Genomic DNA, 12,254 nt, shown 5'->3' with positions numbered 1-12,254 from the left:
AAGTTCATAGATCTGAACTTTATCATCATAAGTTAATTTCATAATAAAAGCACCCCAAAAGTTAGATTTTTTCTGTCTAACTTTTGGGGTGCAGTTCAAAAATATGCTTTTTTTTTTATAATTTTTAAAATATATCATATTAATAATAAAGTGCATATAATATAACATATCGTTTGATTTCACTTAAAAAAAGTTTATAATGTACATAAATATGATTCTCAAAAAGAGGTACACAAGATGAACAAAAAGAAAATGATTTTAACTAGCTTAGCAAGTGTGGCTGTTTTGGGGGCAGCTTTTGTTGCATCTCAACCGTCAGTCGTGAAAGCTGATGATTCTAATCCAGCTACTACTCAGTCTGCTGGAGAATCTGGAGTTACTGCAACTCCTAAATCAGAAGTTACAAGTCCAGAAATTAAACAAGCTGAAGCTGACGCTAAAAAAGCTGAAGAAAAAGTTGCTGAAGCTCAAGCAAAAGTAGATACAACTACTCCTGTGGCTGATGAAGCAGCTAAAAAACTTGAAACGGAGAAAAAAGAAGCTGCTGAAGCTGACGCTGCAAAAACTAAAGCTGAAGAAGCTAAAAAAACTGCAGACGATGAATTAGCTGCTGCTAAAGAAGAAGCTAAAAAAGAAGAAGACGCTAAGAAAGAAGAAGCTAAAAAAGAAGAAGACGCTAAGAAAGAAGAAGCAGATTCTAAAGACGCTTTATCAAAAGCTTTAGATCAATTAGAAGAAGCAACAGCAAATAATCCGAAAATCACTAACAACGAAGCTGCTAAAAAAGCTGCTAAAGAAAAAGAAGCTAACGAGCCAGCTAAACCAGTAGAAGAAGAACCAGCTAAACCAGCAGAAAAAACAGAAGCTGAAAAAGCTGCTGAAGCCAAAAAAGAAGCTGATGCTAAAGTTGCTGAATTAGAGAAAAAAGTTGAAGAAGCAACAGCAAAAGCTAAAAAAGAAGCTGACGATGTAACAGCTGCTCAAACTAAAAAAGATGAAGCTGATAAAGCTAAAGCAGATGCAGAAACTGAATTAGCTAAAGCTAAAGAAGAGGCTGAAAAAGCTAAAGCTAAAGTTGAAGAACTTAAAAAAGAAGAAGCTGATACTAGAATTGCTCTGAAAGATGCTTTAGATCAAGTTGAAGAAGATGCAATTGCAGACATCAACAAAGATGCAAACATCACAGACAAAGAAAAAGCCATTGCTGATAAAAAAGCTGAAATTGGTAAAGAAGCTATCTTAGAAGCGGTTGAAAAAGGTGACTTAACTGCAGGAGATGTTCTTAAAGAATTAGAAAACGACTATAACACTAGAAATAAAGATCCTGAAAAAGTTGATGAAACTAAAAAATTAGACGCTGAGGAAGCTAAAAAAATTGATGAAGTTGCTAAAAAAGAAGCTTCTAAACCAATCGTTAAAAAACTTACAGATATTGCTGATGATTTAGCTGAAAAAATCGAAAAATTAACTAAAGTAGCTGACAAAGATAAAGCAGATGCTACTGAAAAAGCTAAAGCATTAGAAGAAAAAAATGTAGCATTAGATAAACAAAAAGAAACTTTAGAAAAAGCTAAAACTGCACTTGAAACAGCTAATAAAAATAATGCTGATCAAGATGTTAAGGATAAATTACAAGATGCTGTTACTAAACTAGAAGGTTCTGTGGCTACTGCTAAGACTGCTGCAGATGAAGCTCAAGCTAAATTTGACGAAGTTAACGAAGTAGTAAAAGCTTACAAAGATGAAATTGACAAGCTAACTGATGATTATAATGCAACTTTAGGTTATATCGAAAACTTAAAAGAAGTTCCTAAAGGTGAAGGACCTAAAGATTTCAGTGGTGGTGTAAATGATGATGAAGTTACTGCTGAAGAAAAACCAGAGTTCAACGGTAGTGTAAATGCTGCTGAAGCTGCTACTACTGAAGAAAAACCTGAGTTCAATGGCGGAGTAAACGCTGCTGAAGCTGCTACTACTGAAGAAAAACCTGAGTTCAATGGCGGAGTAAACGCTGCTGAAGCTGCTACTACTGAAGAAAAACCAGAGTTTAATGGCGGAGTAAACGCTGCTGAAGCTGCTACTACTGAAGAAAAACCAGAGTTCAACGGAGGCGTGAATGCTGTAGAAGCTGCAGTAAATGAAGTTCCAGAGTTCAACGGCGGAGTAAACGCTGAAGAAGCTCCTACAACTGAAAATACTCCAGAGTTCAATGGTGGTGTAAATGATGATAATGCTCTAACTGAGCCATCTAAACCAGAAGCATCAGTAGAAAAAGCTAAAGGTCCTAAAGATGAAATCGAACGTCTGGAAGCTGAAATCAAAAAACTTGAAACTAACGTGCAAGATGCTGAAGCTAATGGCGCAGAAGACTATCTTGTAGAAGGATATAAACGCGAATTAGATAAAGCTAAAGCAGAATTAGAAGAACTTAAAGCTGCTTGGTTAAATCTTGTGAATGAAAAACCTGAATTTGATTTATCAAAATTAAATGAAGGTAAATTACCTGAATCGAATAAAGAAAATACAGTACCATCAAGACCTGAAAAACCAGCTCCTGATTTCCCAATCCCAGCTAAAGTTGGAACACCTGGAAATCCACCGCGTGAAAATTCTGATACTACAGCTGTAAATGAACCTGCACTTGTACCAAAAACACCATCAGCTCCTGGAACAGATGCTTCAGCTACACCAACAGCTGAGACACCATCAACTCCTGCGGTTGCACCAACTGTAGCAGGTACTAACAAAGACAATACTTATCAAGCCCCAGCTGCGAAAGCAGAAGATAAGAAAGAACTTCCTAACACTGGTGGTAAAGATAATGTTGCAATTGCATCATTAGGATTCCTTGGATTACTCCTTGGTGCCCTTCCATTTGTGAAACGCAAAAACTAATTAGTTGAAGATATAAAAGAGAAGGATTTATGACCTTCTCTTTTTGTGATATGGACTATAGTGAGAGTTCTGTTGAAAAGAAGAAAAAAGTGAACAAAACGATGTTTCAGATTTGTTCACTTTTATGTTATTCTATAAACTTACAATAGTGCCTCAAATTCAGCGACTGTCATGCCCAACTGCTGGCTGGCAACCTCGGAAGTCAGGAGACCTTGGCGAACCATGTCTAAGAAGGCAAAAAGTTTCCCTTCTTCCCTTCCTTCAACTTTCCCACGCTCTAAGCCTTTTTCTTCAGCTTGTTCCAAGGCATAGTCCTGTGCTAACAAGGCTTGTTCTTCGCGTCTGCGTTGTTCACTAAACATTTTCCTGTCCTCCTCGGACCAGCTCTTGTAGTCCAGCAGTTGGTCTGCCTGACTGATGGCTCGCTCGGGTTGTTGGGTAAAGGGCTTATTCCCGAAAAACTCCAACCACGGCTTGCGAATCTTGTCTTTGCTGGTTTCTCTGTATTTTTTTAGTTCCAAGAATGCCATCTTGACTAGATGGTTTTCCTGACCGTTGTTTGTAATTGTTAAAACCTCACCTGTCGTATCCTCACGCATACTAAAGCTATGAAAAGCCAAGTCATCTGAGAAGTAGTTGCTATCCACGATTGCGATAGCGTATACTGGTGCGATATGTTTATAGCTCTGGTGAGTATTGCCCTCTTGCTGACGAGTTTTTTCTAGGTTTTGATTGACCTGACTGCACAAATATGCCCACAGGCGATTGATGAAAAAATTCTGATGATGAACTTGGATTTCAATGATTACTTGCGTGCCATTGTCCAACTCTGCCAAGACGTCTATACTGGTATAGAAATCCTGGGCTGAGTAAGGCACGGAAGGCAAGACATGAATATTGCTCCCCTCCAAAATGGTCACATTTTTGGCTGGCAAGTCCAGCATATCGCGAATAAATTGACAAGTGATTTCTGGGTTGCTAAAGATTTTCTTAGCAACCAAGTCATTGGTCGGGCTGATGCCCGGATGGCGTAATGCCATATTCTTTCTCCTTTCATTATAGCACATTTTCAAATCTAGGTTTACTGGATTCTCTAGCTCTATCTATTTATTCGGAAAAAGTTTGAAAAATATTGGGTATGGCTCTTCCCAATGGTATTTTTTGGTGCTTTCCTTTATAATGGGTGTATGGATAAGAAAAAATTATTATTGATTGATGGGTCTTCTGTTGCTTTTCGAGCATTTTTTGCGCTCTATCAGCAGTTGGACCGTTTTAAGAATGCGGCTGGCTTGCATACCAATGCGATTTACGGTTTCCAGTTGATGTTAAGTCATTTATTGGAGCGGGTTGAGCCAAGTCATATTTTGGTGGCTTTTGATGCGGGAAAGACGACCTTCCGGACAGAGATGTATGCGGACTATAAGGGTGGTCGGGCTAAGACTCCTGATGAGTTTCGTGAGCAATTTCCCTTTATTCGTGAGTTGCTGGATCATATGGGGATTCGTCATTATGAGTTGGCTCAGTATGAGGCAGATGATATCATTGGGACACTGGATAAACTAGCAGAGCAGGATGGTTTTGATATTACCATTGTCAGTGGGGACAAGGATTTGATTCAGCTGACGGATGAGCATACGGTGGTTGAAATTTCTAAGAAAGGTGTGGCTGAGTTTGAGGCCTTTACGCCAGAATATCTTATGGAAAAGATGGGCATCACACCGACTCAGTTTATCGATCTCAAGGCGCTCATGGGTGATAAGTCGGATAATATACCTGGGGTGACCAAAATTGGTGAAAAGACGGGTATCAAGCTCTTGCTGGAGCATGGCTCACTCGAGGGGATTTATGAGAATATCAATGGGATGAAGGCTTCTAAGATGAAGGAAAATCTTATCAATGATAAGGAACAGGCCTTTTTGTCTAAAACACTAGCGACCATTGATACCAAGGTACCGATTGAGATTGCTTTGGAGGATTTGGTCTATAGTGGTCCAGATGTTGAAAATCTCGGGAAATTCTACGATGAGATGGGTTTCAAACAGCTCAAACAGGCTTTAAATGTGTCGTCAGCTGATGTGGCTGAGAGTTTGGATTTTACTATTGTTGACCAAATCAGTCAAGATATGCTGAGTGAAGAGTCTATCTTCCATTTTGAGCTTTTTGGTGAAAATTACCATACGGATGATTTGGTTGGTTTTGCTTGGTCTTGTGGAGATAAGCTCTATGCCACAGACAAGCTTGAGCTGTTGCAAGAGCCGATTTTCAAGGACTTTTTAGAAAAAACACCTCTGAGAGTGTATGACTTTAAGAAGGCTAAAGTTCTCTTGAATCGCTTTGGTGTGGATTTGCAGGCGCCTGCTTTTGATAGCCGATTGGCTAAATACCTCCTTTCGACTGTGGAGGACAATGAAATTGCGACCATCGCTAGTCTTTATGGTCAGACTTACTTGGTCGATGATGAGATTTTTTATGGTAAGGGTGTCAAGAAGGCCATTCCTGAACGCGAGAAATTCTTGGAACATTTGGCGCGTAAACTTGTCGTTTTGGTAGAGACTGAGCCTGTTTTACTTGAAAAACTTAGCGAAAATGGGCAATTAGAGCTTCTTTATGATATAGAGCAACCTCTGGCCTTTGTTCTTGCCAAGATGGAAATTGCTGGTATTACGGTCAAGAAAGAGACCTTACTTGAGATGCAGGCTGAAAATGAGCTTGTCATTGAAAAACTGACTCAGGAGATTTATGAACTGGCTGGTGAGGAGTTTAATATCAACTCGCCTAAGCAGTTGGGTGTCCTTCTCTTTGAAAAATTGGGACTTCCTCTAGAGTACACTAAGAAAACCAAGACGGGATACTCGACAGCGGTGGATGTCTTGGAGCGCCTGGCTCCTATTGCTCCGATTGTTAAGAAAATCCTAGACTATCGTCAGATTGCCAAGATTCAATCCACTTATGTAATTGGCTTGCAGGATTGGATTTTGTCTGATGGCAAGATTCATACTCGCTATGTGCAGGATTTGACCCAGACCGGGCGTCTGTCTAGTGTGGATCCAAACTTGCAAAATATTCCTGTGCGTTTGGAGCAGGGCCGTCTCATTCGTAAGGCTTTTGTGCCAGAGTGGGAGGATAGTGTTCTGCTCAGCTCCGACTATTCACAGATTGAATTGCGCGTTTTGGCGCATATTTCTAAGGATGAGCACTTGATTAAGGCCTTCCAAGAGGGGGCAGATATCCATACTTCGACAGCCATGCGGGTCTTTGGCATTGAGCGTCCTGAGGATGTGACTGCAAACGACCGTCGCAATGCCAAGGCTGTCAACTTTGGAGTGGTTTATGGGATTTCAGACTTTGGTTTGTCTAATAATCTGGGCATTAGCCGTAAGGAAGCCAAAGCCTATATTGATACCTACTTTGAACGCTTCCCAGGTATTAAAAACTACATGGATGAAGTGGTGCGTGAGGCGCGTGATAAGGGCTATGTGGAGACCCTCTTCAAGCGTCGTCGTGAGTTGCCAGATATCAATTCTCGCAACTTCAATATTCGTGGTTTTGCAGAGCGAACGGCCATCAACTCACCTATCCAGGGTTCGGCAGCAGATATTCTTAAGATTGCCATGATTCAGCTGGATAAAGCCTTGGTTGCAGGTGGTTATCAGACTAAGATGCTGTTACAAGTGCACGATGAAATCGTACTTGAAGTTCCTAAATCTGAATTGGCAGAGATGAAAAAATTGGTCAAACAAACTATGGAAGAAGCCATTCAACTCAGTGTTCCCCTTATCGCAGATGAGAATGAAGGGGCAACCTGGTACGAGGCTAAATAAAAAGGGGGCTAGTCCTCCTTTTTTGTAGTAGAATTATGCAAGCCTTTTCAAAATATGCTATACTGATGAAAAAGGAGGATTTCTATGAGTCAAGAATTTATCAATCCAAGTGATGGCGTGATTCGTCAGTATCTCGCAACGAGTAAAACCCTTGCTGTGGTGGGCTTGTCTGACCGTGAGGAAACAACGAGCAATCGAGTGACCAAGGAAATGCAGGCTCGGGATTATAAAATTATCCCAGTCAATCCCAAGGCGGCAGGTGGTGAAATCTTGGGTGAAAAGGCCTATGCTAGCCTAGCAGAGATTCCTTTTCCTGTAGATATTGTCAATGTATATCGTCGCAGTGAATTTTTACCTGATGTAGCACGAGACTTTCTCAAGGCGGATGCCAAGATTTTCTGGGCACAACTGGGACTTGAAAGTCTAGAAGCGGAAGAGATCTTGCGTGCTGGTGGATGTGATGATATCGTGATGAATCGTTGCATCAAGAGAGAACATACACGCTTGATTGAGGAAGCATAAGAAAAAGGTAGCTGATGGGCTACCTTTTGTGTTATACTCAATGAAAATCAAAGAGCAAACTAGGAAACTAGCCGCAGGTTGCTCAAAACACTGTTTTGAGGTTGCAGATAGAACTGACGAAGTCAGCTCAAAACACTGTTTTGAGGTTGTAGATAAGACTGACGAAGTCAGTCACATACCTACGGCAAGGCGACGTTGACGTGGTTTGAAGAGATTTTCGAAGAGTTTAGAAAATACCGATAAGGGTCTGCATACCAAGACTAGTGAGGATGATGGCAATCCAGCAGATGGCTCCGAGAAGAATGGATTTTCCACTGGATTTGACCATAGCGACCAGATTGGTTTTGAGACCGATAGCACTCATGGCCATGACAATAAGGAATTTAGAGAGTTGTTTGAGAGGGGTAAAGAAACTACTGGACACACCTAGAGAGGTGAGTAGTGTAGTGAGGAGAGAGGCAAGGATAAAGTAAAGGATAAAAAGTGGGAAGACTTTTTTCAGTTGTAGGCTTTGCTTGTTTTCTTGTTGGCGACTTTGCCAGTAGGATAGAAAGAGCGTGATAGGGATAATGGCCAAAGTACGTGTGAGTTTAACAATGGTTGCAGACTCGAGGGTATTGGTCTGGTAGAGACTATCCCAGGCGCTAGCTGTGGCGGTTACAGAGGAAGTATCATTGACTGCAGTTCCTGCAAAGAGGGCGAAGCCGTCATTGGATAGATGAAGCCAGGTGCCGAGGGTTGGAAAGATGAGCGCAGCCAAGACATTGAAGAAAAAGATAACGGAGATGGCTTGGGCTACTTCCTTTTCCTTAGCATGGATAACGGGCGCTGTTGCCGCAATGGCAGAGCCCCCACAGATAGAAGAACCTACTCCAATCAAGGTAGCCAGTTTTGTGTCCAGTGCAAAGAAGCGCTGGAAAAGATAGGCAACAATCAAGGCTATTGAAATGGTGGACAGGATGACAGGGAGTGAAGATTGCCCAACTGCGAAGACTTGCGAGATATTGAGACCAAAACCAAGCAAGATAACGGCATACTGGAGCAATTTTTTAGAACTAAAGGTCAACCCAGCATCCAGTTGTTTATAGGACGAGAGAAAGGGATGTAGGAGCATGCCTATGAAAATGGCAAAAACGGGCGCGCCAATAACAGGGAAGAATCCTCCTAAGTACCAAGATAGAATGGAAATGAGAAGGCAGGCCAAGATGCCTGCTCCATTTTTTGATAGAAATGACATAAAAACCTCCAAATAGAATCTGTTACCATTATAGACCTGTAGAGAGGAAAAGTAAAATAGAAAGTGGAGCTAACAATTATTTGACAAGTAGTGCTAATTATGTAATAATAATCCTACAAGAACTGTAACGAAGTCTTGGCAAAAACAAAAATACCAGAGCTCCACCTCTGGTATTTCTTTTTGTCCAGTTACATTAAAACTAAACTCAGGTTATATTTTTTTGTCGCGCTTATCTAACCACTTTCTGACTATCCACTCAGAAATGACATTACCGGTAATAGTAATCAGTAATGGTGCTAGAATAACTGTAACGAAGATTAGCAAAAACTCACCTCCAAACTAAGTTCGTTAGTGGAGTTGCGACAAATCCATTTTAACATACTTCAATTTGTCATGCTAGCGTTATTCTATCATGTATTTTTGCGGTCGGGGGGCTTTTGTAGTATAATAGAGATACGTTTTGAAAGTAGGAGGTATCTATGGACTTAACTAAGCGCTTTAATAAACAGTTAGATAAGATTCAAGTTTCGTTGATTCGTCAATTTGACCAGGCTATTTCGGAGATTCCTGGGGTCTTGCGTTTGACCTTGGGGGAGCCTGATTTTACAACGCCAGATCATATCAAGGAGGCGGCCAAGCGAGCGATTGATCAGAACCAATCCTACTATACAGGGATGAGTGGTCTGCTGACTCTACGTAAGGCGGCCAGTGACTTTGTTAAGGAAAAGTACCAACTGGACTATGATCCTGAAAATGAAATCTTGGTTACAATTGGGGCGACAGAGGCTTTATCTGCTACTTTGACGGCTATTTTGGAAGAGGGAGACAAGGTACTTTTGCCAGCTCCTGCCTATCCAGGTTATGAACCGATTGTCAATCTAGTTGGGGCAGAGATTGTCGAGATTGACACAACTGAAAATGGTTTTGTCTTGACTCCTGAAATGTTGGAGAAGGCCATTTTGGAGCAGGGTGACAAGCTCAAGGCGGTTATTCTCAACTATCCAGCCAATCCGACAGGAATTACCTACAGTCGGGAACAATTGGAGGCCTTGGCAGCTGTTTTACGCAAGTATGAGATTTTTGTTGTCTGTGATGAGGTTTACTCAGAATTGACCTACACAGGCGAAGCCCATGTGTCTCTGGGAACCATGTTGAGAGATCAGGCTATTATTATCAATGGTCTATCTAAATCGCATGCCATGACAGGTTGGCGTTTGGGTCTGATTTTTGCTCCTGCAGCCTTTACAGCTCAGTTGATTAAGAGTCACCAGTACTTGGTTACTGCCGCAAATACTATGGCTCAACATGCTGCGGTGGAGGCCTTGACGGCTGGTAAAAATGATGCGGAGCCTATGAAAAAGGAATACATCCAGCGTCGGGACTATATTATCGAGAAAATGACTGCTCTTGGTTTTGAGATTATTAAACCAGACGGTGCCTTCTATATCTTTGCTAAGATTCCAGCGGGCTACAATCAAGACTCCTTTGCCTTTCTAAAGGATTTTGCTCAGAAGAAGGCCGTTGCCTTTATCCCTGGTGCTGCCTTTGGGCGTTACGGAGAAGGCTATGTGCGTCTGTCTTATGCAGCGAGTATGGAGACTATCAAAGAAGCCATGAAACGACTTGAGGAGTATATGAGAGAAGCATGATTCAGTCTATCACGAGTCAAGGCTTGGTGCTCTACAATCGTAACTTTCGTGAGGATGACAAGCTAGTCAAGATTTTTACAGAACAGGCTGGCAAGCGGATGTTTTTCGTCAAACACGCTGGTCAGTCTAAGCTGGCCCCTGTTATTCAGCCCTTGGTGCTGGCACGATTTCTCTTGCGAATCAATGATGATGGGCTTAGTTACATTGAGGACTATCATGAGGTGATGACTTTTCCCAAGATTAATAGCGATCTCTTTGTCATGGCCTATGCGACCTACGTGGCAGCTCTTGCCGATGCTAGTTTGCAGGACAATCAGCAGGATGCTCCCTTGTTTGCTTTTTTGCAAAAGACTTTGGAATTGATGGAAGCGGGCTTGGATTATCAGGTTTTGACTAATATTTTTGAAATTCAAATCTTGACCCGATTTGGTATTAGTCTCAATTTTAATGAGTGTGTCTTTTGTCATCGGGTCGGTCAGGCTTTTGACTTTTCTTTCAAATATGGAGCCTGCCTCTGTCCAAATCATTATCATGAAGATGAGAGACGTTGCCATCTCAATCCCAATATCCCCTATCTGCTCAATCAATTTCAAGCTATTGATTTTGAGACATTGGAGACCATTTCGCTCAAGCCTGAAATCAAGCAAGAACTACGCCAATTTATGGATCAACTCTACGAAGAGTACGTTGGGATTCACCTAAAATCAAAGAAATTTATTGATTCCCTAGCAGACTGGGGACAATTACTAAAAGAGGAAAAGAAATGAAAAAAATCGCAGTAGATGCCATGGGGGGCGATTACGCACCTCAGGCCATCGTTGAGGGTGTCAATCAAGCCCTAGCTGACTTTTCAGATATCGAGGTTCAACTCTACGGAGATGAAGCTAAAATCAAGCAATATCTGACAGCGACAGAGCGCGTCAGCATTATCCATACGGATGAGAAGATTGATTCAGACGATGAACCTACGAGAGCTATTCGGAAGAAGAAAAATGCCAGTATGGTCTTGGCGGCCAAGGCTGTCAAAGAGGGAGAAGCAGACGCTGTTCTCTCAGCTGGGAATACAGGTGCTTTACTAGCAGCAGGATTTTTCATCGTGGGTCGTATCAAGAACATCGATCGTCCTGGGCTTATGTCGACTTTGCCGACTGTAGATGGGAAGGGGTTTGACATGCTGGACCTCGGTGCCAATGCGGAAAATACAGCACATCACCTCCATCAATACGCGGTTCTAGGTTCCTTCTATGCTAAAAATGTTCGTGGAATTGCGCAACCACGCGTTGGCTTGCTCAATAACGGAACAGAGAGTAGTAAGGGCGACCCGCTTCGTAAGGAAACCTACGAATTACTAGCAGCTGATGAAAGTTTAAACTTTATCGGAAACGTGGAAGCGCGTGATTTGATGAATGGCGTTGCAGATGTTGTTGTGACAGATGGTTTCACGGGAAACGCTGTGCTCAAATCCATTGAAGGAACAGCTATGGGAATCATGGGCTTACTCAAGACCGCTATTACAGGTGGAGGTCTTCGAGCAAAACTAGGCGCCCTCCTTCTCAAGGACAGCCTCAGAGGTTTGAAAAAACAGCTCAACTACTCAGATGTTGGTGGAGCAGTCTTGTTTGGTGTCAAGGCACCGGTTGTCAAGACTCATGGCTCAAGCGATGCCAAGGCTGTTTATAGTACAATCCGCCAGATTCGTACCATGCTAGAAACAGACGTAGTTGCCCAGACTGCGCGTGAATTTTCAGGAGAATAAAAGAGATGACAGAAAAAGAAATTTTTGACCGTATTGTGACCATTATCCAAGAGCGACAGGGAGAGGACTTTGTCGTGACAGAATCCTTGAGTCTGAAAGACGACTTGGATGCTGACTCAGTTGACTTGATGGAGTTTATCTTGACGCTGGAAGATGAATTTAATATCGAAATCAGCGATGAGGAAATTGACCATCTCCAAAGTGTAGGAGATGTGGTTAAAATCATTCAAGCAAAATAAAGATAAGAAGTTCCAAGGCATTTGCTTTGGAATTTTTCTTGGCTCTTTGTCAACTGTAGTGGGTTGAAGAAAAGCTAAGCTCGAGAAAGGACAGATTTAGTCCTTTCTTTTTTGATATTGAGAGCGATAAAAATC

9 protein-coding genes are annotated in these 12,254 nt (G+C 41.8%); 7 read left to right on the top strand and 2 right to left on the bottom strand.

Annotated elements, in window-relative coordinates; translation table 11 throughout:
• Positions 1-237: 237 nt before the first annotated feature.
• The gene (locus B7698_RS00050) at positions 238-2,895 is read left to right on the top strand and encodes an SIALI-17 repeat-containing surface protein (RefSeq protein ID WP_084864280.1); all 2,658 of its coding nucleotides are present in this window, start codon (positions 238-240) and stop codon (positions 2,893-2,895) included.
• A gap of 140 nt (positions 2,896-3,035) precedes the next feature.
• Here the strand turns inward: B7698_RS00050 and B7698_RS00045 are convergent, their stop codons facing one another.
• On the bottom strand, positions 3,036-3,935 hold the full coding sequence (locus B7698_RS00045) for an Rpn family recombination-promoting nuclease/putative transposase (protein WP_084864279.1): 900 nt from the start codon (positions 3,933-3,935) through the stop codon (positions 3,036-3,038).
• 147 nt (positions 3,936-4,082) lie between these two features.
• On the opposite strand from B7698_RS00045, the gene polA reads away from it, so the two are divergent.
• Both polA and B7698_RS00035 read left to right on the top strand, forming a co-directional pair.
• Entirely contained in the window at positions 4,083-6,716 is a 2,634-nt protein-coding gene (gene polA, locus B7698_RS00040; RefSeq protein WP_084864281.1) for a DNA polymerase I, read from the top strand.
• A gap of 84 nt (positions 6,717-6,800) precedes the next feature.
• Positions 6,801-7,238 carry a CoA-binding protein gene (locus tag B7698_RS00035; RefSeq protein WP_084864278.1) on the top strand — a complete coding sequence of 146 codons (438 nt, stop codon included), beginning with the start codon at positions 6,801-6,803 and terminating at the stop codon, positions 7,236-7,238.
• 226 nt (positions 7,239-7,464) lie between these two features.
• On the opposite strand, the gene B7698_RS00025 is transcribed toward B7698_RS00035, so the two are convergent.
• Complete coding sequence (locus tag B7698_RS00025; RefSeq protein WP_020903290.1) at positions 7,465-8,475, bottom strand: YeiH family protein; 1,011 nt, start codon at positions 8,473-8,475, stop codon at positions 7,465-7,467.
• 479 nt (positions 8,476-8,954) lie between these two features.
• Here B7698_RS00025 and B7698_RS00020 point away from each other — a divergent pair, with 479 nt between their 5' ends.
• Genes B7698_RS00020 through B7698_RS00005 form a run of 4 tightly spaced genes read left to right on the top strand, consistent with a single transcriptional unit; the run spans position 8,955 to position 12,119 of the window.
• Positions 8,955-10,124 carry a pyridoxal phosphate-dependent aminotransferase gene (locus tag B7698_RS00020; RefSeq protein ID WP_004257696.1) on the top strand — a complete coding sequence of 390 codons (1,170 nt, stop codon included), beginning with the start codon at positions 8,955-8,957 and terminating at the stop codon, positions 10,122-10,124.
• A complete protein-coding gene (gene recO, locus B7698_RS00015; protein WP_049502344.1) occupies positions 10,121-10,891 on the top strand; it encodes a DNA repair protein RecO in 771 nt (256 codons plus the stop codon). Before B7698_RS00020 ends, recO begins: the two co-directional genes overlap by 4 nt.
• Positions 10,888-11,880 (top strand): phosphate acyltransferase PlsX, encoded by a 993-nt coding sequence (gene plsX, locus B7698_RS00010; protein ID WP_049502343.1) that lies wholly within the window; start codon positions 10,888-10,890, stop codon positions 11,878-11,880. Before recO ends, plsX begins: the two co-directional genes overlap by 4 nt.
• Before the next feature lie 5 nt (positions 11,881-11,885).
• Positions 11,886-12,119 (top strand): acyl carrier protein, encoded by a 234-nt coding sequence (locus tag B7698_RS00005; RefSeq protein ID WP_049499076.1) that lies wholly within the window; start codon positions 11,886-11,888, stop codon positions 12,117-12,119.
• Positions 12,120-12,254: the final 135 nt, after the last annotated feature.

Origin of the sequence: Streptococcus mitis, assembly GCF_002096855.1 — a bacterium.
In the GTDB taxonomy this organism is placed as follows: domain Bacteria; phylum Bacillota; class Bacilli; order Lactobacillales; family Streptococcaceae; genus Streptococcus; species Streptococcus mitis_Y.
Note: the sequence above shows the minus strand (reverse complement) of the source record. Positions and strands in the feature narration are given on the sequence as shown.

What these genes read in the sequence shown, in the direction of transcription:
- B7698_RS00050 (WP_084864280.1), top strand. Translation starts at nt 238, where the DNA reads ATGAACAAAAAGAAAATGATTTTAACTAGCTTAGCAAGTGTGGCTGTT.
- B7698_RS00025 (WP_020903290.1), bottom strand. Translation starts at nt 8,475, where the DNA reads ATGTCATTTCTATCAAAAAATGGAGCAGGCATCTTGGCCTGCCTTCTC.
- B7698_RS00020 (WP_004257696.1), top strand. Translation starts at nt 8,955, where the DNA reads ATGGACTTAACTAAGCGCTTTAATAAACAGTTAGATAAGATTCAAGTT.
- B7698_RS00035 (WP_084864278.1), top strand. Translation starts at nt 6,801, where the DNA reads ATGAGTCAAGAATTTATCAATCCAAGTGATGGCGTGATTCGTCAGTAT.
- B7698_RS00045 (WP_084864279.1), bottom strand. Translation starts at nt 3,935, where the DNA reads ATGGCATTACGCCATCCGGGCATCAGCCCGACCAATGACTTGGTTGCT.
- plsX (WP_049502343.1), top strand. Translation starts at nt 10,888, where the DNA reads ATGAAAAAAATCGCAGTAGATGCCATGGGGGGCGATTACGCACCTCAG.
- recO (WP_049502344.1), top strand. Translation starts at nt 10,121, where the DNA reads ATGATTCAGTCTATCACGAGTCAAGGCTTGGTGCTCTACAATCGTAAC.
- polA (WP_084864281.1), top strand. Translation starts at nt 4,083, where the DNA reads ATGGATAAGAAAAAATTATTATTGATTGATGGGTCTTCTGTTGCTTTT.
- B7698_RS00005 (WP_049499076.1), top strand. Translation starts at nt 11,886, where the DNA reads ATGACAGAAAAAGAAATTTTTGACCGTATTGTGACCATTATCCAAGAG.